Source organism: Citrobacter sp. Cm046, from assembly GCF_030333065.1.
Classification (GTDB): domain Bacteria; phylum Pseudomonadota; class Gammaproteobacteria; order Enterobacterales; family Enterobacteriaceae; genus Citrobacter; species Citrobacter murliniae.
Genome location: NZ_JAOWGP010000043.1, coordinates 232,594 through 259,593, shown reverse-complemented (window position 1 = coordinate 259,593; position 27,000 = coordinate 232,594). Strand labels below are relative to the sequence as shown.

Genomic DNA, 27,000 nt, shown 5'->3' with positions numbered 1-27,000 from the left:
TTACTGCTGCTGCTGAGAAGACTGGATCGCGGTCAGTGCGATGGTGTAGACGATATCGTCTACCAGCGCGCCACGAGACAGGTCGTTCACCGGCTTGCGCATACCCTGCAGCATCGGCCCGATGGAGATCAGGTCGGCAGAACGCTGTACCGCTTTGTAGGTGGTGTTACCGGTGTTCAGATCCGGGAAGATGAACACGGTAGCGCGACCCGCAACCGGAGAGTTCGGCGCTTTGGATTTCGCAACGTCAGCCATAACAGCGGCATCGTACTGCAGTGGGCCATCGATCATCAGGTCTGGACGTTTTTCCTGCGCCAGACGAGTTGCTTCACGTACCTTCTCAACATCGCTACCTGCACCAGAAGTACCGGTGGAGTAGGAAAGCATCGCTACGCGCGGTTCGATACCGAAAGCAGCTGCGGAATCTGCAGACTGAATTGCGATTTCTGCCAGCTGCTCTGCAGTCGGATCCGGGTTGATCGCGCAGTCGCCGTAAACGTACACCTGATCCGGCAGCAGCATGAAGAACACAGAAGATACCAGAGAGCTACCCGGTGCAGTTTTGATCAGCTGCAGCGGTGGGCGAATGGTGTTCGCTGTGGTGTGAACAGCACCAGAAACCAGACCGTCAACATCGTCCTGTTCCAGCATCAGGGTACCGAGAACCACGTTGTCTTCCAGCTGTTCGCGGGCAACGGTTTCGGTCATCCCTTTGTTTTTACGCAGTTCGACCAGACGAGCAACGTAGCTTTCGCGAACCACATCCGGGTCAACGATTTCTACGCCAGCACCCAGCTCAACGCCCTGAGAGGCTGCAACACGGGTGATTTCATCCGGGTTACCCAACAGTACGCAAGTTGCGATACCACGTTCAGCACAGATGGCTGCCGCTTTAACGGTACGCGGTTCGTCGCCTTCCGGCAGAACAACGCGTTTACCGGCTTTACGAGCCAGTTCGGTTAACTGATAGCGGAAAGCTGGCGGAGACAGACGACGGCTGCGCTCAGAGGTCGCAGTCAGGGATTCAACCCAGTCAGCGTTGATATAGTTAGCAACGTATTCCTGAACTTTCTCAATGCGCTCGTGATCGTCAACCGGAACTTCCAGGTTGAAGCTCTGCAGGCTCAGAGAGGTCTGCCAGGTGTTGGTGTTCACCATAAATACCGGCAAACCGGTTTCGAATGCACGTTCGCAAAGTTTGGTGATGCGCGCGTCCATCTCGTAACCGCCAGTCAGCAGCAGGGCACCGATTTCAACGCCGTTCATTGCCGCCAGGCATGCTGCAACCAGCACATCAGGGCGATCGGCAGAAGTCACCAGCAGAGAACCAGCACGGAAGTGCTCAAGCATGTGTGGAATGCTGCGTGCGCAGAAAGTCACAGACTTCACGCGACGGGTGTTGATATCGCCTTCGTTAACGATGGTAGCGTTCAGGTGACGCGCCATATCGATTGCACGAGTAGCGATCAGGTCAAAGCTCCATGGCACCGCGCCCAGAACCGGCAGCGGGCTGGACTCTTGCAGTTTAGCCGGATCAACTTTGATCACTTTCGCTCTGGAAGAGTCGTCGAAAATCTCGGACAGATCCGGGCGAGTACGGCCTTGCTCATCAACCGGTGCGTTCAGTTTGTTAACGATAACGCCGGTGATGTTGGTATTTTTTGCGCCGCCGAAGCTGCTGCGAGTCAGTTCAATACGCTCGTTCAGCTGTTCCGGGGTGTCAGTACCCTGAGACATAACGAATACGATTTCCGCATTCAGCGTTTTCGCGATTTCGTAGTTCAGAGATTGTGCGAACTGATGTTTACGGGTTGGGACCAGGCCTTCAACCAGTACGACTTCTGCATCTTTGGTGTTCGCGTGGTAATTCGCGATGATCTCTTCCATCAGCACATCTTTCTGATTGCTGGAGAGCAGAGATTCAACGTGGCTCATCTTCAGCGGCTCAGCAGCTGGCAAAGAAGAGTTAGCACGTACGATAGCGGTGGTCTGGTCTGGCGCATCGCCACCGGCACGCGGTTGAGCAATCGGCTTAAAGACGCTCAGACGAACGCCTTTGCGTTCCATTGCGCGGATAACGCCAAGGCTGACGCTGGTCAGGCCGACGCTGGTTCCGGTAGGGATCAGCATAATAATACGGGACACGGTTTATCCTCTTTCGTTACCGCCGACATGTGGCGGGTTACAAAACAGCACCGCCAGCTAGGCTGGCGGTGTGAAATCAGGCAGTCAGACGGCTCGCGTCTTGCGCGATAACCAGTTCTTCGTTGGTTGGGATAACCACCGCAGGACGGGTACCTTCTTTGTTGATGAAACCAGATTTGCCGAAACGTGCGGCCAGGTTACGTTCGTGGTCAACTTCAAAGCCCAGAACGCCCAGTTTGCCCAGAGACAGTTCGCGAACCATCGCTGCGTTCTCACCGATACCACCGGTGAAGACAACTGCATCCAGACGACCATCCATCAGCGCAGTGTAAGAACCGATGTATTTCGCCAGACGGTGGCAGTAAACGTCCATTGCACGTTTAGCGTCTTCTTTGGTGGTGTAGTTGTCTTCAACATAACGGCAGTCGCTGGTGACTTCGGTCAGGCCCAGCAGGCCGGACTCTTTAGTCAGCATTTTGTTGATAGCGTCAACGCTCATGCCCAGCGTGTCGTGCAGGTGGAAGATGATCGCCGGGTCGATGTCACCGGAACGTGTACCCATCACCAGACCTTCCAGCGGGGTCAGACCCATGGAGGTATCAACACATTTACCGTTACGGATAGCAGAAACAGAACCGCCGTTGCCCAGGTGGCAAGTGATGATGTTCAGTTCATCAACCGGTTTGTTCAGCATTTTTGCCGCTTCCTGAGTTACGAAGAAGTGGCTGGTACCGTGCGCGCCGTAACGACGAACGCCGTGTTCTTTGTACAGGCTGTACGGCAGGGCGTAGAGGTAAGATTCTTCCGGCATAGTCTGATGGAACGCAGTGTCAAACACAGCCACGTTTTTATCTTTCAGATTCGGGAAGGATTTCAGCGCTTCAGCAATACCGATCAGGTGAGCCGGGTTATGCAGCGGTGCGAAAGAGGCAGAATCTTTGATGCCCTGGATAACGGAATCGTCGATAACCACGGAGCTGGTATACTTCTCGCCGCCGTGTACGATACGGTGACCAATTGCGGTCAGTTGCGCAGACAATTCCGGTTTTTGTGCCAGAATAGTGTTAACGATGAAGTTCAGCGCTTCACTGTGAGCGGCGCCTGCACCTAAAGCCGCTTCTTGTTTACCGCCGTCCATTTTCCACTTGATACGTGCTTCTGGGAGATGGAAACATTCGGCTAAACCAGAAAGGTATTCTTCACCGTTTACTGCATCGATGATGGCAAATTTCAGTGAGGAGCTACCGCAGTTCAGAACCAGTACTAACTTACTCGACATGGAAGTACCTATTTATGATACGTGGCTAAAAAAACGTCAGGGAGTCATAGAGCGTAGCGCATGATGACACCGACGTTTATGATTAACATCATGCGCCATTGTCTTTTTGGGCACGATGGAATAAATACCTTTGAGTCTATGTCATTTTGCGTAATTTTCAGCCAATGGCATACTGTATGCCAGTTTGACGACTCAATGATTTTGGACTAAAGGCCTTACAGGCCGACACAGGATACCTGATTGTGGGTATCGAAGACAAAATGTTTTGAACGATGTCCTCTGTAGTTGTTGTTTTGCACAAATTTTTTAAATTTTATATGTGAAGTTGAGGTAACCGCCATGTCGACACCGGATAATCGCTCCGTAAATTTTTTCAGTTTGTTTCGCCGGGGGCAGCACTACGCAAAGACGTGGCCGATGGAAAAGCGCCTTGCGCCAGTATTTGTTGAGAACCGCGTGATTCGCATGACGCGTTATGCTACCCGTTTTATGCCGCCTATAGCCGTATTTACCTTATGCTGGCAAATTGCGCTGGGGGGGCAGTTGGGACCGGCTGTGGCGACCGCATTGTTTGCGCTTAGCCTGCCGATGCAGGGTATGTGGTGGTTAGGTAAACGTTCTGTCACGCCGTTGCCACCATCCATACTCAACTGGTTCTATGAGGTTCGGGGAAAATTACAAGAGGCCGGACAAGCGCTGGCACCGGTGGAAGGAAAGCCGGATTATCAGGCGCTAGCTGACACGCTTAAGCGCGCCTTCAAACAACTGGATAAAACTTTTCTTGATGATTTGTAATTGACCCCGGATTACGCATATAAAAGAAGGCACAAGATGCCTTCTTTTTTTCATTGCAGCAGTAGTGATACAGGAGTCCCAAATGGAAATGACCAACGCTCAACGTCTTATTTTGTCCAACCAGTACAAAATGATGACTATGCTCGATCCTGGTAATGCCGAACGCTATCGTCGTTTGCAGACGATTATTGAACGCGGTTACGGTTTACAGATGCGCGAGCTTGATCGTGAGTTTGGCGAGCTGACGGAAGAAACCTGTCGCACAATTATCGATATTATGGAGATGTATCATGCATTGCACGTCTCCTGGACTAACCTTAAAGACGCGCAGACTATTGACGAACGTCGCGTCACGTTCCTCGGCTTTGATGCCGCAACGGAAGCGCGCTTCCTGGGATACGTTCGTTTTATGGTCAATGTAGAAGGGCGTTATACCCATTTTGATGCGGGTACGCATGGCTTCAACGCCCAGACGCCAATGTGGGAAAAATATCAGCGCATGCTGAATGTCTGGCACTCTTGCCCGCGTCAGTATCACCTGAGCGCGAACGAAATTAACCAAATCATTAATGCCTGAGGGGGCGAGCGTGCAGTGCAAAGGCTTTCTGTTTGATCTGGATGGAACGCTTGTCGATTCCTTACCAGCAGTAGAACGTGCATGGTGTAACTGGGCCGATCGTTTTGGCCTTGATCACGACGAAGTGCTGGGCTTTATTCATGGCAAGCAGGCGATAACCTCTCTGCGGCACTTTATGGTCGGGAAATCCGAAGCGGAGATCGCAGCGGAGTTTACGCGCCTGGAGCAAATAGAGGCGACTGAGACTGACGGGATCATCGCACTACCCGGGGCGGTTGATTTACTGAATCACCTCAATAAAGCGGGGATCCCGTGGGCGATAGTGACCTCCGGATCAATGCCGGTGGCGCGGGCACGTCATCGTGTCGCGGGTCTGCCGGCCCCTGAAGTGTTTGTCACTGCCGAACGGGTAAAAAGAGGTAAGCCGGAGCCAGATGCATATCTTTTGGGAGCGCAACTGCTCGGCCTTGCACCGCGAGAGTGTGCTGTTGTAGAGGATGCGCCAGCTGGTGTGCTCTCTGGTCTGGCGGCAGGGTGTCATGTTATTGCCGTGAATGCCCCCGCAGACACACCGCGTCTGGATGAGGTCGACTTTTCGCTGACCAGTCTGGAACATATTTCCGTGACCAAACAACCTAACGGAAATGTGAGCGTTGTAAGAAATACCTGATCGTGATTTAGCCCCAGATTGTTGGGGCTTTTTTATGGCAGAATCGGTCTATCCCTCTCATTTAACAAGGATATGTTGTGAACGGTGAATTGGTATGGGTTCTCTCATTGTTGGCTATCGCCGTCGTTTTGTTTGCAACTGGCAGAGTGCGTATGGACGCGGTCGCTTTGCTGGTTATTATTGCCTTTGTTCTGAGTGGAACACTGAGCATCACAGAAGCTTTTTCCGGTTTCAGCGATCCTAACGTTATTTTGATAGCGGCCTTATTTATTATTGGCGACGGCCTGGTGCGTACCGGGGTGGCGACGGTGATGGGGGCCTGGTTGGTTAAGGTCGCCGGCAGTAGCGAAGTCAAAATGCTGGTGCTGTTGATGATAACCGTTGCCGGTCTCGGGGCATTTATGAGCTCTACCGGCGTGGTCGCCATTTTTATTCCGGTTGTCTTAAGCGTATCCATGCGCATGCAAATATCCCCCTCACGCCTGATGATGCCGCTGAGCTTTGCCGGATTGATCAGCGGGATGATGACGTTGGTGGCAACACCACCTAACCTGGTCGTTAACAGTGAGTTGCTGCGTGAAGGGCTTAACGGCTTCAGTTTCTTCAGCGTTACGCCTCTGGGGATGGTTGTTCTCGTACTTGGCATTATTTATATGCTGTTGATGCGTTTTATGCTCAAAGGAGACGTTGCCGGGCAGCAGGGTGACGGATGGAAACGCCGTACCTTTCGCGATCTCATTAAAGAATATCGCCTCACCGGGCGTGCCCGTCGGCTGGCTATTCGTCCTGGATCGCCGATGATTGGCCAGCGTCTGGATGACCTTAAATTACGTGAACGTTACGGGGCGAATGTGATTGGCGTTGAACGCTGGCGTCGCTTTCGTCGCGTTATCGTGGATGTTAACGGGGTTTCTGAGTTTCGGGCGCGTGACGTTTTGTTGATAGACATGTCCGCTGCCGATGTGGATTTGCGTGAATTTTGTAGCGAACAACTGCTGGAGCCAATGGTGCTGCGTGGTGAATATTTCTCCGAACAGGCGCTTGATGTTGGCATGGCTGAGATTTCACTGATCCCGGAATCGGAGTTAATTGGTAAAACGGTACGGGAAATAGGATTTCGTACCCGTTATGGGCTGAATGTTGTTGGATTAAAGCGTGATGGTACTGCGCTTGCCGGGGCGGTTGTGGATGAGCCGCTGCTGATGGGGGATATTATTCTGGTAGTGGGAAACTGGAAGGTCATTGCCTTGATGGGGAAAAAGGGGCGTGACTTTGTGGTGCTGAATATGCCAGTGGAAGTGAGTGAAGCTTCCCCGGCACACAGTCAGGCACCGCATGCGATTTTCTGCCTGGTTCTTATGGTCGCTCTGATGCTGACCGATGAAATACCTAACACGGTTGCCGCTCTCATCGCGTGCTTGCTGATGGGCAAATTCCGTTGTATTGATGCTGAGAGCGCGTATAAAGCGATTCACTGGCCGAGTATTATCTTGATTGTCGGGATGATGCCTTTTGCGCTGGCCCTGCAAAAAACAGGCGGTGTCGATCTGGTGGTGAAAGGGTTGATGGATGTCGGTGGAGGGTATGGCCCGTACATGATGCTGGGTTGCCTGTTCGTACTGTGTGCAACCATTGGATTATTTATCTCAAATACCGCGACGGCAGTTCTGATGGCACCAATTGCGCTGGCGGCAGCGAAGTCTATGGGGGTTTCGCCGTATCCTTTTGCGATGGGGGTTGCGATGGCTGCATCCGCGGCCTTTATGACGCCGGTCTCCTCACCGGTCAACACGCTGGTGCTGGGACCGGGAAACTACACTTTCAGCGACTTCGTGAAGATTGGTGTGCCATTTACGGTTATTGTCATGGCGGTGTGCGTAGTAATGATCCCGATGCTGTTCCCGTTTTGACGGATGGTATGGCCCGGTGGCGTTGCGCTACCGGGCCAACAACGCCTTCCTGTAAGCCGGTCAGGCCTTAGACGCTATCTGGCAACGCGTCTTATAGCGGAGAATCCTGACTAATCTCGTCAAGAGATAAGTGGAAACTTGGCACGAACATATCCATAAAATAATCCATCTCTTCGCTACGACGTGACTCCAGCGTTTTTTCCAGTCGTGTTTTCGCCAGCAAAAATTCGTTGTTACCGGCCGAGAGTTCCTCCAGACACTTCAGATAAGCGCAAAGGGCATCGGCCTGTTTAACAATAGATTTCTCTTCGTCGCTGTAGGCGTGTTCATCAATTAATGGCGCAAAAATATCACGCAGCTCATCTGGAACCATATCGACCAGCTTCTGCTGGGCAATTTTCTCGATGGCTTTATATTCCTGAGCAATTTGCGAGTTGAAGTATTTAACCGGGGTAGGGAGATCACCGGTCAGCACTTCGGAAGCATCGTGGTACATCGCCAGCAGGGCAATGCGTTCGGCATTAACCTGACCACCAAATTTACGATTCTTGATAGCGGCCAGCGCATGAGCAACCATCGCAACCTGCAGGCTATGCTCAGACACATTTTCGGTGCGCACGTTGCGCATCAATGGCCAGCGATTAATGAGCTTCAGACGGGAGAGGTGGGCAAAAAAATGGCTCTGCTTCATAACGACCCTTACTCAGTGACTTCAGTAAAGGTATTGTGCGCAGAGAGTGCCGCCGGATGCAAATCCCGGCGGCGCTCAACGTTATTACAATTGACGATAGCCTGACAGGAAACGTTCGAATTTACTCAGCGACATTTCGATATCGTCAATGCGCGGCAGCGTTACGATACGGAAGTGGTCCGGCCACGGCCAGTTGAATGCGGTTCCCTGTACCAGCAGGACTTTTTCCTGGAGCAGGAAATCGAGCACCATCTTCTGGTCGTCATGAATATTGAACCGCTTCGCATCAATTTTTGGGAACATATACAGTGCGCCGCGCGGTTTGACGCAGGAGACGCCGGGAATATCGTTCAGCAATTCCCAGGCACGATTGCGCTGTTCGTACAAGCGTCCGCCCGGCATGATGAATTCGCTAATGCTTTGGTAGCCTCCCAGTGCGGTCTGGATGGCATGCTGTGCAGGAACGTTGGCGCACAAACGCATAGATGCCAGCATTTCAAGACCTTCGATATACCCTTTGGCATGTTTCTTCGGTCCATTCAGCACCATCCAGCCCTGGCGGAAACCAGCAACACGGTAGGTTTTTGACAGGCCGTTAAAGGTGATGGTCAGCAGGTCCGGAGCCATTGCGGCGATCGAATGGTGCTCGGCGTCATCATAGAGGATCTTGTCGTAAATTTCGTCGGCAAAGATAATAAGATTGTTCTGGCGAGCAATCTCAACAATCTCCATCAGCAGTTCTTTGGAATAAACGGCACCGGTGGGGTTGTTCGGGTTGATGATGACGATCCCACGCGTGCGTGGGGTGATTTTGGCGCGAATATCATCCAGATCCGGGAACCAGTCTGAAGACTCATCGCACAGGTAGTGCACGGCGTTACCGCCGGAGAGCGATACCGCAGCTGTCCACAGCGGATAATCGGGCGCAGGTACCAGCATTTCGTCCCCACTGTTCAACAACGCCTGCATCGCCTGGACTATCAACTCGGAAACGCCGTTACCAATATAGATGTCTTCGACGGTAACATCGCGCATTCCACGAGCCTGGTAATGTTGCATGATCGCTTTACGGGCGGAATAAAGGCCTTTGGAGTCGCAATATCCCTGCGCTGTTGGTAAATTGCGGATCACATCAACCAGAATCTCATCTGGCGCTTCAAATCCGAATGGCGCGGGGTTGCCGATATTCAGTTTTAGAACTTTATTGCCTTCTTCTTCCAGGCGCTTTGCTTCCTTCAGAACCGGGCCACGAATGTCATAACAGACATTTTCTAATTTGCTGGATTTTTCAATGGGGGACATGAATCTTGACCTTTTTAGCTGTGAATGCCACTCCCTGCCGTGGAAGTCAGCACAGAACAATGTACTCCCACGACGGTGAGTTTTGAAGGGTCTTTAGTAGAAGATTTCGATCCGGCATGAAGTTATAATTCACTGTTAACGACTAATTAATATATTAATTATAGTGCTTAATTCTATTAATAATGTATTTAATGGGTTTTTATTTTGTAGTTATCCTTTGGTGATGGTGATTTGTCTGGTTAAAAATAGTTAGATGGGCCAGGCGGTCTGCAATCGTCTCATCACTCAAATGGCGTAATTCGAAAATACTGAGTCCTGATGCTGTCCGACTGTTATCGGTATGATCCGCCAACGGCAGGGTGTGAATCTATTGTTAAGTATAATTAATGAATAGTGTCAGTCTTAATTAATTATTATTTAATATTTAAACAGCATTTATTGAATGCGTTAATAATAGTAAAAGCGCAAGTTCAAGATAACACCATTTTGCTTCGAATTATTCACGATAACACTTATAAATATAGTGGTTTTAGGTTAAGATAAGTCTCATGAAATGGTGTGCGGTACGTGTTTTGCGATAATTCTCATGTTGGTTGATTGTTTCTAACATACTGAAAATTTGGCTTTTAATGTGTAAATTAATGTTTGCTAACTATTTTCAATATTTACAAAATTTACATGTTTCCCCATTAGTCAGAATCATTCAAAAGCTAAAAAATTGACTGTTTCTCGTTACTATATTCCGATTAGAGTCCCGGATATTATAAAGCGCAGAAAGAGAATTGTTTCGTTTGTACACCAAATACATCCTTATTTTCACTTGGTTACACTAAGTGAAACTGCGAGGGAAGCACATTACAAATGGAATTGTTTGTTTCTGAATGCACAGCATTAACCCGGTATGACCCGCGAGTAAGTGAAAAATTATGATAAATGCAAATCGTCCGATAATTAACCTCGACCTCGATCTGCTGAGAACCTTCGTTGCTGTTGCCGACCTGAATACCTTCGCGGCTGCGGCTGCTGCGGTATGTCGCACACAGTCTGCGGTGAGTCAGCAAATGCAACGCCTTGAACAACTAGTGGGGAAAGAGTTGTTCGCGCGCCATGGTCGCAACAAACTGCTGACTGAACATGGTATTCAGCTTTTGGGTTACGCCAGAAAAATACTGCGTTTTAATGATGAGGCCTGCTCATCATTAATGTTTAACAATCTTCAGGGAGTGTTAACTATCGGCGCTTCCGATGAATCGGCCGATACAATACTGCCTTTCCTGCTCAATCGAATAAGCTCGGTATATCCGAAGCTTGCTCTTGATGTGAGAGTGAAGCGTAACGCTTACATGGTGGATATGTTGAAGTCGCAGGAAGTGGATCTGGTGGTCACCACCAACCGTCCAGGTGATTTTGAGTGCCTGAATCTGCGCACCTCACCGACACACTGGTATTGCGCGGCTGAGTATATCCTGCAAAAAGGCGAACCAGTTCCTCTGGTTCTGCTCGACGATCCTAGTCCGTTTCGGGATATCGTACTGGAGACACTGAATGCCGCACAGATCCCGTGGCGTCTGGCCTATGTAGCATCAACATTACCAGCGGTTCGTGCTGCGGTGAAAGCGGGACTGGGCGTCACTGCTCGTCCGGTAGAAATGATGAGTCCGGACCTGCGCGTTCTCGGGGCTGTGGACGGGCTACCGCCGTTACCTGAAACGGAATACCTGTTGTGCTGCGATCCCACCACGAAAAATGAATTGGCTCAGGTTATCTTTAAGTCGATGCAGACATATCAAAACCCCTGGCAATACAACCAGTTTACTCCCGAAGGGGGAGATGATTCGCTGATCGTTGAAGGTGACTTTGAGTAATGTGTCACAAATAATCGTTATAAAATGTAAGTGTAAAAAAGAGCCGCTAATGGTGAAAAAACATCCAGCGGCTCTTTTTTTATACAAATAATGGCGCTTGATACCATTTTGTATACTAAAACTTAACAAAATCAGCCGGTAAAAAACTTGCCTTAAAATTGAATGAAAAACAAACAACAGGAGTGTCATCTGTTTCTATGTTAAAAAACTAGAGAAATTGTTGCTGTTTTTTATGGTGAATTAACAAAAGCGTGTCACAGATCAAGAAAATACTCCCATTTAGGGGGAGGCATCTGAGTGAAATCCTGTCAAAATAGAGCAGTATTATCTTTTTTACTTCACTACGGACACGATTCAACAACATTGAAAATGACTAATGAAACGATCGAAATTAGTCTAAACAGCACTTTATGTTAATGAAATTGGATTGGTGTAAAATAATGTGAGGGAACTTTTGTTAAAGTTGACAAAAGGTTATAGAAAGGAGTAAAAAACCCCATCAATTGGCTGTTTAAATGATTTTCTACAGTGATTGTAAGGTTTTTTTTATTCCTCCCCATGAATCGATGTGGCGTTCATCTGCCGAAAAGAGCAGAGAATTTGGCGCTACTTTTGATGAGTAAGCAATGAGTATGTCAACATCCACTGAAATCATCGCTCATCACTGGGCATTCGCTATCTTTCTTATTGTTGCCATTGGCCTGTGCTGCCTGATGCTTGTTGGCGGCTGGTTTTTAGGTGGTCGCGCGCGCGCGAGATCTAAAAACGTGCCGTTTGAATCAGGTATCGACTCGGTCGGCACTGCCCGCCTGCGCCTGTCTGCCAAGTTTTATCTGGTAGCCATGTTCTTCGTTATCTTCGACGTTGAAGCGCTGTATCTGTTCGCATGGTCAACTTCTATCCGTGAAAGCGGCTGGATTGGCTTTGTGGAAGCTGCAATTTTTATTTTTGTGTTACTGGCAGGTCTGGTTTATCTGGTGCGTATTGGCGCGCTGGACTGGACGCCCGCGCGTTCACGCCGCGAGCGTATGAACCCGGAAACGAACAGTATCGCTAATCGTCAACGCTAACCGCGAGGCATTAAGATGGATTATACGCTCACCCGCATAGATCCTAACGGTGAGAACGACCGTTACCCCCTGCAAAAACAGGAGATCGTAACCGACCCCCTGGAGCAAGAAGTTAACAAAAACGTGTTCATGGGCAAACTGCATGACATGGTTAACTGGGGCCGTAAAAACTCAATTTGGCCATACAACTTTGGCCTTTCCTGCTGCTATGTTGAGATGGTGACCTCGTTTACCGCCGTGCATGATGTGGCCCGCTTTGGTGCGGAAGTACTGCGTGCTTCTCCGCGTCAGGCTGACCTGATGGTTGTGGCCGGAACTTGCTTTACCAAAATGGCCCCGGTTATTCAGCGCCTCTACGATCAGATGCTGGAACCAAAATGGGTTATTTCCATGGGCGCATGCGCTAACTCCGGCGGTATGTACGATATCTACTCTGTCGTGCAGGGCGTTGATAAATTTATTCCGGTAGATGTGTACATCCCGGGATGTCCGCCGCGCCCGGAAGCGTATATGCAGGCGCTAATGCTGCTGCAAGACTCCATTGGCAAAGAACGCCGTCCGCTCTCCTGGGTGGTTGGCGATCAGGGCGTTTATCGCGCCAATATGCAGTCAGAGCGCGAGCGTAAGCGCGGCGAACGTATTGCTGTAACGAATCTTCGTACACCAGACGAGATTTAATATGCGCCTGTCGGCAGCAGCACTTCCTTCGCTTATTACTACATAAATAGCGCGAAGCACTGCCGACCACCACGGACCATTTGCAATGGTGAACAATATGACCGACTTAACCGCGCAAGAAGCTGCATGGCAGACACGGGATCATCTCGATGACCCGGTCATTGGCGAACTGCGCAACCGTTTTGGGCCGGATGCCTTTACCGTTCAGGCGACTCGCACCGGGGTACCCGTTGTTTGGGTCAAGCGTGAACAATTACTGGAAGTTGGCGATTTCTTAAAGAGACTGCCGAAACCTTACGTCATGCTGTTTGACTTACACGGCATGGACGAACGTCTGCGTACGCACCGCGAAGGGTTACCTGCCGCGGATTTTTCCGTTTTCTATCACCTGATCTCCATTGAACGCAATCGCGATATCATGCTCAAGGTGGCATTGTCTGAAAACGATCTACGCGTACCGACTTTCACCAAACTGTTCCCGAACGCTAACTGGTATGAGCGCGAAACCTGGGAAATGTTTGGCATCGATATCGAAGGCCACCCGCACCTGACGCGCCTGCTGATGCCTCATACCTGGCAGGGACATCCGCTGCGTAAAGATTATCCGGCGCGTGCCACTGAATTCGATCCGTTTGAGCTGACCAAAGCCAAGCAGGATCTGGAAATGGAATCACTGACCTTCAAACCTGAAGAGTGGGGCATGAAGCGTAGTACCGAAAATGAGGACTTTATGTTCCTCAACCTCGGTCCTAACCACCCGTCTTCTCACGGTGCATTCCGTATTGTTCTGCAGCTTGATGGCGAAGAAATTGTCGACTGTGTGCCTGACATCGGTTACCACCATCGTGGTGCTGAAAAGATGGGTGAACGTCAGTCCTGGCACAGCTACATTCCGTACACTGACCGTATCGAATATCTCGGCGGCTGCGTCAACGAAATGCCTTATGTGCTGGCGGTAGAAAAACTGGCGGGCATTACCGTACCGGATCGTGTCAACGTGATCCGCGTAATGCTTTCCGAACTGTTCCGTATCAATAGCCACCTGTTGTATATCTCGACGTTTATTCAGGACGTCGGCGCAATGACTCCGGTATTCTTCGCCTTTACCGACCGTCAAAAAATCTATGACGTGGTGGAAGCGATCACGGGTTTCCGTATGCACCCGGCCTGGTTCCGTATTGGCGGTGTTGCGCACGATCTGCCGCGCGGTTGGGACAAACTGCTGCGTGATTTCCTGGACTGGATGCCGAAGCGTCTGGATTCTTACGAGAAAGCGGCGCTGCGTAACACCATCCTGAAAGGTCGTTCGCAGGGCGTTGCCGCTTACGGCAAGAAAGAAGCGCTGGACTGGGGTTGTACCGGTGCCGCGTTGCGTGCGACAGGTGTTGATTTCGACGTGCGTAAATCACGTCCGTACTCTGGCTACGAAAACTTTGACTTTGAAGTGCCGGTTGGTGGTGGTGTATCCGACTGCTATACCCGCGTAATGCTGAAAGTTGAAGAACTGCGTCAGAGTCTGCGCATCCTTGAGCAGTGCCTCAACAACATGCCGGAAGGCCCGTTCAAAGCGGATCACCCGCTGACCACGCCGCCACCGAAAGAGCGCACGCTTCAACATATCGAAACCCTGATCACCCACTTCCTGCAAGTATCGTGGGGTCCGGTCATGCCGGCGAACGAGTCCTTCCAGATGGTTGAAGCGACCAAGGGTATCAACAGTTACTACCTGACCAGCGATGGCAGCACCATGAGTTACCGTACTCGTATCCGTACGCCGAGCTTTGCGCATCTGCAGCAGATCCCGGTAGCGGTACGTGGCAGCCTGGTGTCCGACCTGATCGTCCATCTGGGTAGTATCGATTTTGTTATGTCAGATGTGGACCGCTAATTATGCACGAGAATCAACAACCACAAACCGAGGCTTTTGAGCTGAGTGCGGCTGAGCGTGAAGCGATTGAGCACGAGAAGCACCACTACGAAGACCCGCGTGCGGCGTCCATTGAAGCGCTGAAAATTGTTCAGAAGCAGCGTGGCTGGGTGCCGGATGGGGCGATCTATGCGATCGCTGACGTGCTGGGTATCCCGGCAAGCGACGTTGAAGGTGTTGCGACATTCTACAGCCAGATCTTCCGCCAGCCAGTTGGCCGCCATGTGATCCGCTATTGCGACAGCGTGGTGTGCCATATCAACGGCTATCAGGGGATCCAGGCCGCGCTTGAGAAAAAACTCAACATCAAGCCGGGGCAGACGACCTTTGACGGTCGCTTTACGCTGCTGCCAACCTGTTGCCTGGGGAACTGCGATAAAGGGCCAAACATGATGATCGATGAGGACACTCACGCTCACTTGACCCCGGAAGGCATCCCCGAACTGCTGGAGCGGTATAAATGAAAGACATTATCCGTACTCCCGAAACACATCCGCTGACCTGGCGTCTGCGTGATGACAAACAGCCAGTATGGCTGGACGAATACCGTAGCAAAAACGGCTACGAAGGTGCGCGTAAAGCCCTGACCGGGCTGTCACCGGATGAAATCGTCAACCAGGTAAAAGACGCTGGCCTGAAAGGGCGCGGCGGCGCGGGCTTTTCCACTGGGCTGAAGTGGAGCCTGATGCCGAAAGACGAATCCATGAACATCCGTTACCTGCTGTGTAACGCGGATGAAATGGAGCCGGGTACCTATAAAGACCGTTTGTTGATGGAACAACTGCCGCACCTGTTGGTGGAAGGTATGTTGATCTCTGCGTTTGCGCTGAAAGCGTACCGTGGTTACATCTTCCTGCGCGGTGAATATATTGAAGCGGCTGTGCATCTGCGCCGTGCGATTGCCGAAGCAACCGAAGCGGGTCTGCTTGGCAAGAACATCATGGGCACCGGTTTCGACTTCGAACTGTTCGTGCACACCGGGGCAGGGCGTTACATCTGTGGTGAAGAAACCGCACTGATTAACTCCCTCGAAGGTCGCCGTGCTAATCCGCGCTCGAAGCCGCCGTTCCCGGCAAGCTCTGGCGCATGGGGTAAGCCGACCTGCGTTAACAACGTCGAAACCTTATGTAACGTGCCGGCAATTCTCGCCAACGGCGTGGAGTGGTACCAGAACATTTCGAAGAGCAAAGACGCTGGCACCAAGCTGATGGGGTTCTCCGGTCGCGTGAAAAACCCGGGATTGTGGGAACTGCCCTTCGGCACCACCGCGCGTGAAATTCTTGAAGACTACGCTGGCGGCATGCGTGATGGCCTGAAGTTTAAAGCCTGGCAGCCGGGCGGCGCGGGAACCGACTTCCTGACCGAAGCACACCTTGACCTGCCGATGGAATTCGAAAGTATCGGTAAAGCGGGGAGTCGTCTGGGTACCGCGCTGGCAATGGCTGTCGATCACGAGATTGGCATGGTACCGCTGGTGCGTAACCTGGAAGAGTTCTTTGCCCGTGAATCCTGCGGCTGGTGTACGCCGTGTCGTGACGGTCTGCCGTGGAGTGTGAAAATTCTGCGTGCGCTGGAGCGTGGTGAAGGCCAGCCTGGGGATATCGAGACACTTGAGCAACTGTGTCGTTTCCTCGGTCCGGGTAAAACCTTCTGTGCACACGCACCGGGTGCGGTCGAACCGCTGCAGAGCGCCATTAAATATTTCCGCGAAGAATTCGAAGCTGGCATTAAGCAGACCTTCAGCAATACCCATGCAATTGGTGGTATTCAGCCGAACCTGCTTAAAGAGCGCTGGTAATAGCGGTATTGGCGTTTTGCGATACCTGAGAAAAAATTTCGATTAATGCCTAAAAAATAACCGAGACCTTCGCGCTGTGGCAAGGCAGCAACAGAGCGAGTCCCAGGAGTTTAGTGAACTAAATGACTGGGGGAGCGATGGCAGCCAATACAGCCAGAGTGTGAAGGATGAAGGTTATTTAGGCCAACTGGAAGCATGCTGACTATGGCTACGATTCATGTAGACGGCAAAGAATATGAGGTCAACGGAGCGGACAACCTGCTGGAAGCTTGTCTGTCTCTCGGCCTTGATATTCCGTACTTTTGCTGGCACCCGGCGCTGGGAAGCGTCGGTGCTTGCCGCCAGTGTGCGGTGAAGCAATACCAAAACGCGGAAGACACGCGTGGTCGCCTGGTGATGTCTTGTATGACACCGGCCACCGAAGGCACCTTTATTTCTATTGACGACGAAGAAGCGAAACAGTTCCGTGAGAGCGTGGTGGAATGGTTGATGACTAACCACCCACATGACTGTCCGGTCTGCGAAGAGGGGGGGAACTGCCACCTTCAGGATATGACTGTAATGACAGGTCATAGCTTCCGTCGCTACCGCTTCACTAAGCGTACTCACCGCAACCAGGATCTGGGGCCATTCATCTCTCACGAAATGAACCGCTGCATTGCCTGCTACCGCTGCGTACGCTACTACAAAGATTATGCAGATGGCGCGGATCTGGGCGTATATGGCGCACATGACAACGTCTACTTCGGTCGCCCGGAAGACGGTACGCTTGAAAGCGAATTCTCCGGCAACCTGGTAGAGATCTGCCCGACCGGCGTATTCACTGATAAAACGCACTCCGAGCGTTATAACCGTAAATGGGACATGCAGTTTGCGCCAAGCATCTGCCAGCAATGCTCCATTGGCTGTAACACCAGCCCGGGTGAGCGCTACGGTGAACTGCGTAGAATCGAAAACCGCTACAACGGTACCGTTAACCACTACTTCCTCTGCGACCGTGGTCGTTTTGGCTATGGTTACGTGAACCTGAAAGACCGTCCGCGTCAGCCGGTACAGCGTCGCGGCGATGATCTGATTACCCTTAATGCCGAGCAGGCGATGCAGGGCGCGGCGGATATTCTGCGTCAGTCGAAGAAAGTCATCGGCATCGGTTCCCCACGAGCCAGCGTCGAGAGCAACTTCGCGCTGCGTGAACTGGTGGGTGCGGAAAACTTTTATACCGGTATTGCTCAGGGCGAACTGGAACGTCTGCAACTGGCACTGAGCGTGCTGCGTGACGGTGGTATTCATACGCCTGCACTGCGCGATATCGAATCGTATGATGCGGTACTGGTACTGGGCGAAGATGTTACCCAGACCGGCGCGCGTGTTGCGCTGGCGGTTCGTCAGGCTGTGAAAGGCAAAGCCCGTGAGATGGCTGCGGCGCAAAAAGTCGCTGACTGGCAGATTGCGGCAATCCTTAATATCGGTCAGCGAGCCAAGCATCCGCTGTTCGTGACCAACGTTGACAGCACTCGTCTGGATGATATCGCAGCATGGACTTACCGTGCGCCGGTTGAAGATCAGGCGCGGTTAGGTTTTGCTATCGCTCATGCGTTGGATAACAACGCGCCAGCGGTTGAGGGCATCGACCGTGACCTGCAGAACAAAATCGACGTCATCGTTCAGGCTCTGGCTGGTGCTAAGAAACCGCTGATTATCTCCGGTACTAACGCCGGTAGCGCAGAAGTGATTCAGGCGGCGGCTAACGTGGCGAAGGCGCTGAAAGGTCGCGGCGCTGACGTAGGCATTACCATGATTGCTCGCTCCGTGAACAGTATGGGTCTGGGCATGATTGGCGGCGGATCTCTTGAGGATGCGCTGACTGAGCTGGAAACCGGTCGTGCTGACGCGGTGGTGGTGCTGGAAAATGACCTGCATCGTCATGCAAGTGCGACTCGCGTTAACGCCGCACTGGCGAAAGCGCCTCTGGTGATGGTTGTTGACCATCAACGTACGGCGATCATGGAAAATGCTCACCTGGTGCTTTCTGCCGCAAGCTTTGCTGAGAGCGATGGTACGGTCATCAACAACGAAGGTCGCGCACAGCGCTTCTTCCAGGTGTATGACCCGTCCTACTACGACAGCAAAACGATTATGCTGGAGAGCTGGCGTTGGCTGCATTCGTTGCACAGCACTGTGCAAAACCGCGAAGTGGACTGGACGCAACTCGATCACGTTATTGACGCTGCCGTTGCCGCACTGCCGCAGCTGGCAGGTATCAAAGATGCTGCGCCGGACGCGAGCTTCCGCATCCGTGGACAGAAACTGGCACGTGAGCCGCACCGTTACAGCGGTCGTACCGCAATGCGCGCCAACATCAGCGTACACGAACCGCGTCAGCCGCAGGATAAAGACACCATGTTCGCTTTCTCAATGGAAGGGAACAACCAGCCGGATGCGCCGCGTTCACAGATTCCGTTTGCCTGGGCTCCAGGCTGGAACTCCCCGCAAGCGTGGAACAAGTTCCAGGATGAAGTGGGCGGTAAACTGCGTCATGGCGATCCGGGTGTGCGTCTGATTGAAGCGTCAGAAGGCGGTCTGGACTACTTCACTACCGTTCCGGCGAGCTTCCAGGCGCAGGATGGTCAGTGGCGTATTGCACCTTACTATCATCTGTTTGGCAGCGACGAAATGTCCCAGCGCGCACCGGTCTTCCAGACGCGCATGCCGCAGCCGTACATCAAACTCAACCCGGCGGATGCCGCGAAGTTGGGCGTAAATGTCGGTACGCGAGTTTCCTTTAGCTACGATGGCAATACGGTGACACTGCCGGTTGAAATCTCTGAAGGATTATCGGCAGGGCAGGTTGGTTTGCCGATGGGTATGCCTGGCATCGCACCGGTACTGGCAGGCGCGCGTCTTGAGGATCTGCAGGAGGCACAACAATGAGTTGGATTACCCCCGATCTGATTGAGATCCTGCTGAGCATTCTCAAAGCGGTAGTGATCCTGCTGGTGGTGGTCACCTGCGGGGCATTCATGAGCTTTGGTGAACGTCGTCTGCTGGGTCTGTTCCAGAATCGTTACGGACCGAACCGTGTTGGCTGGGGCGGTTCGCTCCAGCTGGTCGCGGACATGATCAAAATGTTCTTTAAAGAAGACTGGATCCCGAAATTCTCGGATCGCGTCATCTTTACTCTGGCACCGATGATCGCCTTCACCTCTCTGTTGCTGGCTTTTGCAATTGTGCCAGTCAGCCCGAACTGGGTGGTTGCTGATCTGAACATCGGGATCCTGTTCTTCCTGATGATGGCAGGTCTGGCCGTTTACGCGGTACTGTTCGCCGGTTGGTCAAGCAACAACAAATACTCGCTGCTGGGTGCGATGCGTGCTTCTGCGCAGACGCTCAGTTACGAAGTGTTTCTCGGACTTTCCCTGATGGGCGTGGTGGCGCAAGCCGGTTCATTCAATATGACCGACATCGTCAATAACCAGGCTGATATCTGGAACGTTATTCCGCAGTTCTTTGGTTTTGTCACCTTTGCCATCGCGGGTGTGGCGGTGTGTCACCGTCATCCGTTTGACCAGCCGGAAGCCGAGCAGGAACTGGCCGATGGTTACCACATTGAATACTCCGGTATGAAATTCGGTCTGTTCTTTGTGGGTGAGTACATCGGTATCGTCACCATTTCTGCGCTGATGGTTACCTTGTTCTTCGGTGGCTGGCATGGCCCGTTCTTACCGCCATTCGTCTGGTTCGCGCTGAAAACCGCGTTCTTCATGATGATGTTCATTTTGATTCGTGCGTCGTTACCGCGTCCTCGTTATGACCAGGTAATGTCCTTCGGCTGGAAAGTCTGCCTGCCGCTGACGCTCGTCAACTTGCTGGTAACGGCGGCTGTCATTCTCTGGCAGGCGCAATAAGGGACACAAAGACCATGACCTTAAAAGAATTGTTAGTAGGCTTCGGCACCCAGGTACGCAGTATCTGGATGATCGGCCTGCATGCGTTCGCGAAACGCGAAACGCAGATGTACCCGGAAGAGCCGGTCTATCTACCACCCCGTTTTCGCGGACGTATCGTGCTGACGCGCGATCCTGACGGTGAAGAACGTTGCGTTGCCTGTAACCTGTGTGCGGTAGCCTGTCCGGTAGGTTGTATCTCTCTGCAAAAAGCGGAGACCAAAGATGGCCGCTGGTATCCGGAGTTTTTCCGCATTAACTTCTCACGCTGCATTTTCTGTGGCCTGTGCGAAGAAGCCTGTCCGACAACGGCAATTCAGCTTACCCCAGACTTTGAACTGGGTGAGTACAAGCGCCAGGACCTGGTTTACGAGAAAGAGGATCTGCTGATCTCCGGTCCGGGCAAATACCCGGAATATAACTTCTACCGGATGGCAGGTATGGCAATCGACGGCAAAGATAAAGGCGAAGCTGAGAACGAAGCCAAGCCTATCGACGTCAAGAGCCTGTTACCGTAAGGAGAGGGGCAATGGAGTTCGCTTTTTATATCTGTGGCCTGATAGCCATTCTCGCAACCTTGCGGGTGATCACCCATACCAATCCGGTACACGCACTGCTGTATCTGATTATTTCGCTGCTGGCGATTTCTGGGGTGTTCTTCTCGTTAGGTGCTTACTTTGCGGGTGCGCTGGAAATTATCGTTTATGCGGGCGCCATCATGGTGCTGTTCGTGTTCGTGGTAATGATGCTGAACCTCGGCGGTTCTGAAATTGAACAGGAACGTCAGTGGCTGAAACCACAAGTATGGATTGGTCCGGCAATTCTGTCGGCCATCATGCTGGTGGTCATCGTTTACGCCATTCTGGGTGTTAATGATCAGGGCATCGACGGTACGCCAATCAGCGCGAAAGCAGTCGGTATTTCCCTGTTCGGACCTTATGTTCTGGCGGTTGAGTTGGCTTCGATGCTGCTGTTGGCTGGTCTGGTTGTGGCCTTCCACGTCGGTCGCGAAGAGCGTATGGGTGAAGTGCTGAGCAACCGCACCGACGATCGCGCGAAAAGAAAAACGGAGGAGCACGCATGATCCCCTTACAACATGGATTGATCCTCGCTGCGATTTTATTCGTGCTGGGCTTAACCGGTCTGGTTATCCGCCGCAATCTGCTGTTTATGCTGATCGGGCTGGAAATCATGATTAACGCTTCTGCGCTGGCCTTTGTGGTCGCGGGTAGCTACTGGGGCCAGACCGATGGTCAGGTGATGTATATCCTCGCCATCAGTCTCGCGGCTGCTGAAGCGAGCATCGGACTTGCGCTGTTACTGCAACTTCATCGCCGTCGCCAGAACCTGAACATCGATTCAGTAAGTGAGATGCGTGGATGAACATGCTTGCCTTAACCATTCTTCTGCCATTTATTGGCTTTGTATTACTGGCGTTTTCTCGTGGTCGTTGGTCAGAAAATCTGTCCGCTACCGTAGGGGTTGGGTCGATTGGCCTGGCAGCGCTGGTGACTGCGTTTGTTGGCGTGGATTTCTTCGCCAACGGTAAACAGGCATTTAGCGTTCCGCTGTGGACGTGGATGTCTGTTGGCAACTTTAACATCGGTTTCAACCTGGTGCTGGACGGCCTGTCACTGACCATGCTTTCTGTTGTGACCGGCGTGGGTTTCCTGATCCACATGTTTGCTTCCTGGTATATGCGCGGTGAAGAGGGATACTCTCGTTTCTTCGCCTACACCAACCTGTTTATCGCCAGTATGGTTGTTTTGGTACTGGCTGATAACCTGTTGTTGATGTACCTCGGTTGGGAAGGCGTGGGCCTGTGCTCCTATCTGCTGATCGGTTTCTACTACACCGATCCGAAGAATGGCGCTGCGGCAATGAAAGCCTTCGTGGTGACCCGTGTCGGTGACGTGTTCCTGGCGTTCGCGCTGTTCATCCTCTACAACGAGCTGGGCACGCTGAACTTCCGCGAAATGGTTGAACTGGCGCCTGCGCACTTTGCAGATGGCAATAACATGCTGATGTGGGCAACGCTGATGCTGCTGGGCGGTGCGGTAGGTAAATCGGCGCAGTTGCCGTTGCAGACCTGGCTTGCTGACGCGATGGCTGGCCCGACGCCTGTTTCCGCGTTGATCCACGCCGCAACGATGGTTACCGCGGGTGTTTACCTGATTGCGCGTACCCACGGCCTGTTCCTGATGACGCCGGAAATCCTGCACCTGGTTGGGATTATCGGAGCTATTACGCTGGTGCTGGCAGGTTTCGCGGCGCTGGTGCAGACCGACATCAAACGCGTTCTCGCCTATTCCACCATGAGCCAGATTGGCTACATGTTCCTGGCGCTTGGTGTTCAGGCGTGGGATGCGGCGATTTTCCATCTGATGACGCACGCCTTCTTTAAAGCACTGCTGTTCCTGGCATCCGGCTCGGTTATCCTTGCCTGCCACCACGAACAGAACATCTTCAAGATGGGCGGCCTGCGTAAGTCTATTCCGCTGGTGTATCTCTGCTTCCTGGTCGGTGGCGCAGCGCTGTCGGCTCTGCCGCTGATTACCGCGGGCTTCTTCAGTAAGGATGAGATTCTTGCCGGTGCGATGGCGAACGGTCATATCAATCTGATGGTTGCAGGTCTGGTCGGCGCGTTTATGACCTCTCTGTACACCTTCCGTATGATTTTCATCGTGTTCCACGGGAAAGAACAAATTCACGCTCACGCAGGGAAGGGGATTACCCACCACCTGCCGCTGATTGTACTTATGATCCTGTCCACCTTCGTTGGTGCGTTGATTGTGCCTCCGCTGCATGGCGTGCTCCCGGCAACAACTGAGCTTGAGCATGGTCGCGTGATGACGCTGGAAATTACCTCCGGCATCGTAGCGATTGCGGGCATCCTGATTGCAGCCTGGCTGTGGTTGGGTAAACGTACTCTGGTGACCTCAATTGCCAACAGTGCGCCGGGTCGCCTGCTGGGAACCTGGTGGTATAACGCCTGGGGCTTTGACTGGCTGTATGACAAAGTATTCGTCAAGCCGTTCCTGGGCATAGCCTGGTTGCTGAAACGCGATCCAATGAACTCGATGATGAACATTCCGGCGATCCTGTCTCGCTTCGCAGGTAAAGGCCTGCTGTTGAGCGAAAATGGCTATTTGCGCTGGTATGTTGCATCCATGAGCATTGGCGCGGTTGTCGTGCTGGCACTGTTGATGGTACTGCGTTGAGTTTGAGGATTGCGGTTGTTTTGCCCGGTGGCGTTAAAACCGCAATCCGAAGTGAATTTTCTGTCGTGAGAATTCGTTGAAAATCAGGTCCTGTTGGGACTTTAACAAGGAATAAAGATCGCCATGTTACTACCCTGGCTAATATTAATTCCCTTTATCGGTGGCTTCCTGTGCTGGCAGACCGAACGCTTTGGCGTGAAGGTGCCGCGCTGGATCGCGCTGGTTACCATGGGATTGACGCTGGCGCTTGGCCTGCAACTGTGGTTGCAGGGCGGCTATTCACTGACGCAATCTGCTGGCATTCCGCAGTGGCAGTCTGAGTTCGTCGTGCCGTGGATCCCGCGCTTTGGCATCTCTATTCATCTGGCTATCGACGGTCTGTCGCTGCTGATGGTAGTGCTGACCGGTCTGCTCGGCGTTCTGGCGGTACTGTGTTCCTGGAATGAAATCGAAAAATACCAGGGCTTCTTCCACCTGAACCTGATGTGGATCCTCGGCGGCGTAATTGGCGTGTTCCTTGCCATCGACATGTTCCTGTTCTTCTTCTTCTGGGAAATGATGCTGGTGCCGATGTACTTCCTGATCGCGCTGTGGGGGCATAAAGCTTCTGACGGTAAAACGCGTATCACGGCGGCCACTAAGTTCTTCATCTATACCCAGGCGAGTGGCCTGGTCATGTTGATCGCCATCCTGGCTCTGGTATTTGTGCACTACAAAGCAACCGGTGTCTGGACCTTCAACTATGAAGAGTTGCTGAATACCCCGATGTCCCACGGCGTGGAATATCTGCTGATGCTGGGCTTCTTCATCGCCTTCGCGGTGAAAATGCCGGTGGTTCCGCTGCACGGCTGGTTGCCGGACGCGCACTCCCAGGCACCGACCGCAGGTTCCGTTGACCTGGCGGGGATTTTGCTGAAAACAGCGGCATACGGTCTGCTGCGTTTCTCCCTGCCGCTGTTCCCGAACGCGTCGGCGGAGTTCGCACCTATCGCCATGTGGCTGGGCGTTATCGGTATTTTCTACGGCGCGTGGATGGCCTTTAATCAGTACGACATCAAACGTCTGATTGCCTACACCTCTGTATCGCACATGGGCTTCGTGCTGATTGCTATCTACACCGGCAGCCAACTGGCTTACCAGGGCGCGGTGATCCAGATGATCGCTCACGGCCTGTCCGCAGCCGGTCTGTTCATTCTGTGTGGTCAGTTGTACGAACGTCTGCATACGCGTGATATGCGTATGATGGGCGGTCTGTGGGGCAAAATGAAATGGCTGCCAGCGCTGTCGATGTTCTTCGCGGTATGTACGCTGGGTATGCCAGGCACCGGTAACTTCGTTGGCGAATTCATGATTCTGTTCGGCAGCTACCAGGTGGTTCCGGTCATTACGGTGATCTCGACCTTTGGTCTGGTATTTGCCTCTGTTTACTCGCTGGCGATGCTGCATCGCGCTTACTTCGGTAAGGCGAAAAGCCAGATTGCCAGTGTTGAACTGCCAGGGATGTCGCTGCGTGAGCTGTTTATCATCCTGTTGCTGGTCGTGCTTCTGGTACTGCTTGGCTTCTATCCGCAGCCGATTCTGGATACCTCGCATTCTGCGATGAGCAACATCCAGCAGTGGTTTGTTAATTCCGTTACTACTACAAGGCCGTAAATCGCCATGACAATAACTCCACAACACCTGATTGCGCTGCTACCGCTGCTGATCGTCGGCTTGACGGTGGTGGTTGTGATGCTCTCCATTGCGTGGCGACGCAATCACTTCCTCAATGCCACGCTGTCGGTCATTGGGCTTAACGCCGCGCTGGTTTCGCTCTGGTTTGTTGGCCAGGCGGGCGCAATGGATGTCACCCCGCTGATGCGGGTTGACGGTTTCGCTATGCTCTACACCGGGCTGGTGCTGCTGGCGAGCCTTGCCACCTGTACCTTTGCCTACCCGTGGCTGGAAGGCTATGACGATAACCGGGAAGAGTTCTACCTGCTGGTGTTGATTGCCGCGCTAGGTGGCATTCTGCTGGCGAACGCCAACCATCTGGCGGCGCTGTTCCTCGGTATCGAACTGATCTCTCTGCCGCTGTTTGGTCTGGTTGGCTATGCGTTCCGTCAGAAGCGTTCGCTGGAAGCCAGTATCAAATACACCATCCTGTCTGCCGCAGCCTCTTCATTCCTGCTGTTCGGTATGGCGCTGGTGTACGCGCAGTCGGGCAACCTGTCGTTTGTTGCGCTCGGTAAGAGTCTCGGCGATGGTATGCTGAACGAACCGCTGCTGCTGGCCGGTTTTGGTCTGATGATCGTTGGTCTGGGCTTTAAACTCTCGCTGGTGCCGTTCCATCTGTGGACGCCAGACGTATACCAGGGCGCTCCTGCTCCGGTATCCACCTTCCTGGCGACGGCGAGCAAAATCGCTATCTTCGGCGTGGTAATGCGTTTGTTCCTGTACGCGCCGGTGGGTGACAGCGAAGCGGTACGTATCGTGCTGGGTGTCATCGCCTTTGCTTCTATTATCTTCGGTAACCTGATGGCGCTGAGCCAGACCAACATCAAACGTCTGCTGGGTTATTCTTCTATCTCTCACCTCGGTTATCTGCTGGTGGCGCTGATTGCTCTGCAAAGCGGTGAGATGTCGATGGAAGCGGTCGGCGTTTACCTGGCTGGTTATCTGTTCAGCAGCCTGGGTGCGTTTGGTGTGGTCAGCCTGATGTCCAGCCCGTACCGCGGCCCGGATGCCGATTCTCTGTTCTCTTACCGTGGGTTGTTCTGGCATCGTCCGATCCTTGCGGCAGTGATGACGGTGATGATGTTGTCTCTGGCGGGGATCCCGATGACGCTGGGCTTTATCGGTAAATTCTACGTACTGGCAGTTGGTGTGCAGGCCAACCTGTGGTGGTTGGTTGCCGCAGTAGTCGTCGGGTCCGCGATTGGTTTGTACTACTACCTGCGTGTTGCCGTGAGCCTGTACCTGAGCGCACCGCAGCAGCTTAACCGTGATGCACCGTCTAACTGGCAGTACAGTGCTGGTGGTATCGTGGTACTGATCTCTGCTCTGCTGGTTCTGATCCTCGGTGTCTACCCGCAACCGTTGATCAGCATCGTGCAGTTGGCAGCACCGCTGATGTAAGCGAAAAGTTG

Annotated in this window: 22 protein-coding genes; 18 read left to right on the top strand and 4 right to left on the bottom strand. The window is 52.6% G+C overall.

Annotated elements, in window-relative coordinates; translation table 11 throughout:
- Both pta and ackA read right to left on the bottom strand, forming a co-directional pair.
- Positions 1 to 2,145, bottom strand: coding sequence for a phosphate acetyltransferase (gene pta, locus OGX98_RS16985; RefSeq protein WP_045445603.1), 2,145 nt, complete (start codon positions 2,143 to 2,145; stop codon positions 1 to 3).
- A gap of 76 nt (positions 2,146 to 2,221) precedes the next feature.
- Positions 2,222 to 3,424, bottom strand: a complete 1,203-nt coding sequence (ackA, locus tag OGX98_RS16980) for an acetate kinase (RefSeq protein WP_045445600.1) — start codon at positions 3,422 to 3,424, stop codon at positions 2,222 to 2,224.
- 339 nt (positions 3,425 to 3,763) lie between these two features.
- On the opposite strand from ackA, the gene yfbV reads away from it, so the two are divergent.
- From yfbV to OGX98_RS16960, 4 genes are all read left to right on the top strand, one after another.
- Complete coding sequence (yfbV, locus tag OGX98_RS16975) at positions 3,764 to 4,219, top strand: terminus macrodomain insulation protein YfbV (protein ID WP_045445597.1); 456 nt, start codon at positions 3,764 to 3,766, stop codon at positions 4,217 to 4,219.
- A gap of 82 nt (positions 4,220 to 4,301) precedes the next feature.
- Positions 4,302 to 4,796, top strand: a complete 495-nt coding sequence (locus OGX98_RS16970; RefSeq protein ID WP_045445594.1) for a YfbU family protein — start codon at positions 4,302 to 4,304, stop codon at positions 4,794 to 4,796.
- Positions 4,789 to 5,466 (top strand): sugar phosphatase, encoded by a 678-nt coding sequence (locus OGX98_RS16965; protein ID WP_075261759.1) that lies wholly within the window; start codon positions 4,789 to 4,791, stop codon positions 5,464 to 5,466. Before OGX98_RS16970 ends, OGX98_RS16965 begins: the two co-directional genes overlap by 8 nt.
- Positions 5,467 to 5,543: 77 nt before the next feature.
- Positions 5,544 to 7,376, top strand: a complete 1,833-nt coding sequence (locus OGX98_RS16960) for an SLC13 family permease (RefSeq protein ID WP_286595623.1) — start codon at positions 5,544 to 5,546, stop codon at positions 7,374 to 7,376.
- A 91-nt stretch (positions 7,377 to 7,467) separates the two neighbouring features.
- Here OGX98_RS16960 and yfbR read toward each other — a convergent pair whose 3' ends face one another.
- Together yfbR and alaA are read right to left on the bottom strand one after the other, a co-directional pair.
- Positions 7,468 to 8,067: a 5'-deoxynucleotidase gene (gene yfbR / locus OGX98_RS16955; protein WP_045445585.1), complete on the bottom strand. Its 600-nt coding sequence runs from the start codon at positions 8,065 to 8,067 to the stop codon at positions 7,468 to 7,470.
- An 84-nt stretch (positions 8,068 to 8,151) separates the two neighbouring features.
- Positions 8,152 to 9,369, bottom strand: coding sequence for an alanine transaminase AlaA (gene alaA, locus OGX98_RS16950; protein ID WP_003028082.1), 1,218 nt, complete (start codon positions 9,367 to 9,369; stop codon positions 8,152 to 8,154).
- A gap of 926 nt (positions 9,370 to 10,295) precedes the next feature.
- On the opposite strand from alaA, the gene lrhA reads away from it, so the two are divergent.
- The 14 genes from lrhA (at position 10,296) to nuoN (ending at position 26,989) form a co-directional block, all read left to right on the top strand.
- A complete protein-coding gene (lrhA, locus tag OGX98_RS16945; RefSeq protein WP_045445582.1) occupies positions 10,296 to 11,234 on the top strand; it encodes a transcriptional regulator LrhA in 939 nt (312 codons plus the stop codon).
- 626 nt (positions 11,235 to 11,860) lie between these two features.
- Entirely contained in the window at positions 11,861 to 12,304 is a 444-nt protein-coding gene (gene nuoA, locus OGX98_RS16940; RefSeq protein ID WP_003028077.1) for an NADH-quinone oxidoreductase subunit NuoA, read from the top strand.
- Positions 12,305 to 12,319: 15 nt separating this feature from the next.
- Positions 12,320 to 12,982: an NADH-quinone oxidoreductase subunit NuoB gene (gene nuoB, locus OGX98_RS16935; protein ID WP_003028075.1), complete on the top strand. Its 663-nt coding sequence runs from the start codon at positions 12,320 to 12,322 to the stop codon at positions 12,980 to 12,982.
- A gap of 85 nt (positions 12,983 to 13,067) precedes the next feature.
- The gene (nuoC, locus tag OGX98_RS16930) at positions 13,068 to 14,870 is read left to right on the top strand and encodes an NADH-quinone oxidoreductase subunit C/D (protein ID WP_075261760.1); all 1,803 of its coding nucleotides are present in this window, start codon (positions 13,068 to 13,070) and stop codon (positions 14,868 to 14,870) included.
- Between the two features lie 2 nt (positions 14,871 to 14,872).
- A complete protein-coding gene (gene nuoE, locus OGX98_RS16925; RefSeq protein WP_003028069.1) occupies positions 14,873 to 15,373 on the top strand; it encodes an NADH-quinone oxidoreductase subunit NuoE in 501 nt (166 codons plus the stop codon).
- On the top strand, positions 15,370 to 16,707 hold the full coding sequence (gene nuoF, locus OGX98_RS16920) for an NADH-quinone oxidoreductase subunit NuoF (RefSeq protein WP_003839356.1): 1,338 nt from the start codon (positions 15,370 to 15,372) through the stop codon (positions 16,705 to 16,707). Before nuoE ends, nuoF begins: the two co-directional genes overlap by 4 nt.
- Positions 16,708 to 16,911: 204 nt before the next feature.
- A complete protein-coding gene (gene nuoG / locus OGX98_RS16915) occupies positions 16,912 to 19,638 on the top strand; it encodes an NADH-quinone oxidoreductase subunit NuoG (protein WP_045449731.1) in 2,727 nt (908 codons plus the stop codon).
- Entirely contained in the window at positions 19,635 to 20,612 is a 978-nt protein-coding gene (gene nuoH / locus OGX98_RS16910; protein ID WP_003028063.1) for an NADH-quinone oxidoreductase subunit NuoH, read from the top strand. The genes nuoG and nuoH overlap by 4 nt, the downstream gene beginning before the upstream one ends.
- 14 nt (positions 20,613 to 20,626) lie before the next feature.
- Positions 20,627 to 21,169: an NADH-quinone oxidoreductase subunit NuoI gene (nuoI, locus tag OGX98_RS16905; protein ID WP_005129470.1), complete on the top strand. Its 543-nt coding sequence runs from the start codon at positions 20,627 to 20,629 to the stop codon at positions 21,167 to 21,169.
- Between the two features lie 11 nt (positions 21,170 to 21,180).
- Positions 21,181 to 21,735: an NADH-quinone oxidoreductase subunit J gene (gene nuoJ, locus OGX98_RS16900; protein ID WP_045445570.1), complete on the top strand. Its 555-nt coding sequence runs from the start codon at positions 21,181 to 21,183 to the stop codon at positions 21,733 to 21,735.
- The gene (nuoK, locus tag OGX98_RS16895) at positions 21,732 to 22,034 is read left to right on the top strand and encodes an NADH-quinone oxidoreductase subunit NuoK (protein WP_000612644.1); all 303 of its coding nucleotides are present in this window, start codon (positions 21,732 to 21,734) and stop codon (positions 22,032 to 22,034) included. Before nuoJ ends, nuoK begins: the two co-directional genes overlap by 4 nt.
- Positions 22,031 to 23,872 (top strand): NADH-quinone oxidoreductase subunit L, encoded by a 1,842-nt coding sequence (nuoL, locus tag OGX98_RS16890; protein WP_045445564.1) that lies wholly within the window; start codon positions 22,031 to 22,033, stop codon positions 23,870 to 23,872. The genes nuoK and nuoL overlap by 4 nt, the downstream gene beginning before the upstream one ends.
- A gap of 123 nt (positions 23,873 to 23,995) precedes the next feature.
- Positions 23,996 to 25,525: an NADH-quinone oxidoreductase subunit M gene (gene nuoM, locus OGX98_RS16885; protein ID WP_045445562.1), complete on the top strand. Its 1,530-nt coding sequence runs from the start codon at positions 23,996 to 23,998 to the stop codon at positions 25,523 to 25,525.
- A 6-nt stretch (positions 25,526 to 25,531) separates the two neighbouring features.
- A complete protein-coding gene (nuoN, locus tag OGX98_RS16880; RefSeq protein ID WP_045445559.1) occupies positions 25,532 to 26,989 on the top strand; it encodes an NADH-quinone oxidoreductase subunit NuoN in 1,458 nt (485 codons plus the stop codon).
- The last annotated feature ends 11 nt before the right edge of the window (positions 26,990 to 27,000 follow it).

What these genes read in the sequence shown, in the direction of transcription:
- ackA (WP_045445600.1), bottom strand. Translation starts at nt 3,424, where the DNA reads ATGTCGAGTAAGTTAGTACTGGTTCTGAACTGCGGTAGCTCCTCACTG.
- yfbV (WP_045445597.1), top strand. Translation starts at nt 3,764, where the DNA reads ATGTCGACACCGGATAATCGCTCCGTAAATTTTTTCAGTTTGTTTCGC.
- OGX98_RS16970 (WP_045445594.1), top strand. Translation starts at nt 4,302, where the DNA reads ATGGAAATGACCAACGCTCAACGTCTTATTTTGTCCAACCAGTACAAA.
- OGX98_RS16965 (WP_075261759.1), top strand. Translation starts at nt 4,789, where the DNA reads ATGCCTGAGGGGGCGAGCGTGCAGTGCAAAGGCTTTCTGTTTGATCTG.
- yfbR (WP_045445585.1), bottom strand. Translation starts at nt 8,067, where the DNA reads ATGAAGCAGAGCCATTTTTTTGCCCACCTCTCCCGTCTGAAGCTCATT.
- alaA (WP_003028082.1), bottom strand. Translation starts at nt 9,369, where the DNA reads ATGTCCCCCATTGAAAAATCCAGCAAATTAGAAAATGTCTGTTATGAC.
- lrhA (WP_045445582.1), top strand. Translation starts at nt 10,296, where the DNA reads ATGATAAATGCAAATCGTCCGATAATTAACCTCGACCTCGATCTGCTG.
- nuoA (WP_003028077.1), top strand. Translation starts at nt 11,861, where the DNA reads ATGAGTATGTCAACATCCACTGAAATCATCGCTCATCACTGGGCATTC.
- nuoB (WP_003028075.1), top strand. Translation starts at nt 12,320, where the DNA reads ATGGATTATACGCTCACCCGCATAGATCCTAACGGTGAGAACGACCGT.
- nuoC (WP_075261760.1), top strand. Translation starts at nt 13,068, where the DNA reads ATGGTGAACAATATGACCGACTTAACCGCGCAAGAAGCTGCATGGCAG.
- nuoE (WP_003028069.1), top strand. Translation starts at nt 14,873, where the DNA reads ATGCACGAGAATCAACAACCACAAACCGAGGCTTTTGAGCTGAGTGCG.
- nuoF (WP_003839356.1), top strand. Translation starts at nt 15,370, where the DNA reads ATGAAAGACATTATCCGTACTCCCGAAACACATCCGCTGACCTGGCGT.
- nuoG (WP_045449731.1), top strand. Translation starts at nt 16,912, where the DNA reads ATGGCTACGATTCATGTAGACGGCAAAGAATATGAGGTCAACGGAGCG.
- nuoH (WP_003028063.1), top strand. Translation starts at nt 19,635, where the DNA reads ATGAGTTGGATTACCCCCGATCTGATTGAGATCCTGCTGAGCATTCTC.
- nuoI (WP_005129470.1), top strand. Translation starts at nt 20,627, where the DNA reads ATGACCTTAAAAGAATTGTTAGTAGGCTTCGGCACCCAGGTACGCAGT.
- nuoJ (WP_045445570.1), top strand. Translation starts at nt 21,181, where the DNA reads ATGGAGTTCGCTTTTTATATCTGTGGCCTGATAGCCATTCTCGCAACC.
- nuoK (WP_000612644.1), top strand. Translation starts at nt 21,732, where the DNA reads ATGATCCCCTTACAACATGGATTGATCCTCGCTGCGATTTTATTCGTG.
- nuoL (WP_045445564.1), top strand. Translation starts at nt 22,031, where the DNA reads ATGAACATGCTTGCCTTAACCATTCTTCTGCCATTTATTGGCTTTGTA.
- nuoM (WP_045445562.1), top strand. Translation starts at nt 23,996, where the DNA reads ATGTTACTACCCTGGCTAATATTAATTCCCTTTATCGGTGGCTTCCTG.
- nuoN (WP_045445559.1), top strand. Translation starts at nt 25,532, where the DNA reads ATGACAATAACTCCACAACACCTGATTGCGCTGCTACCGCTGCTGATC.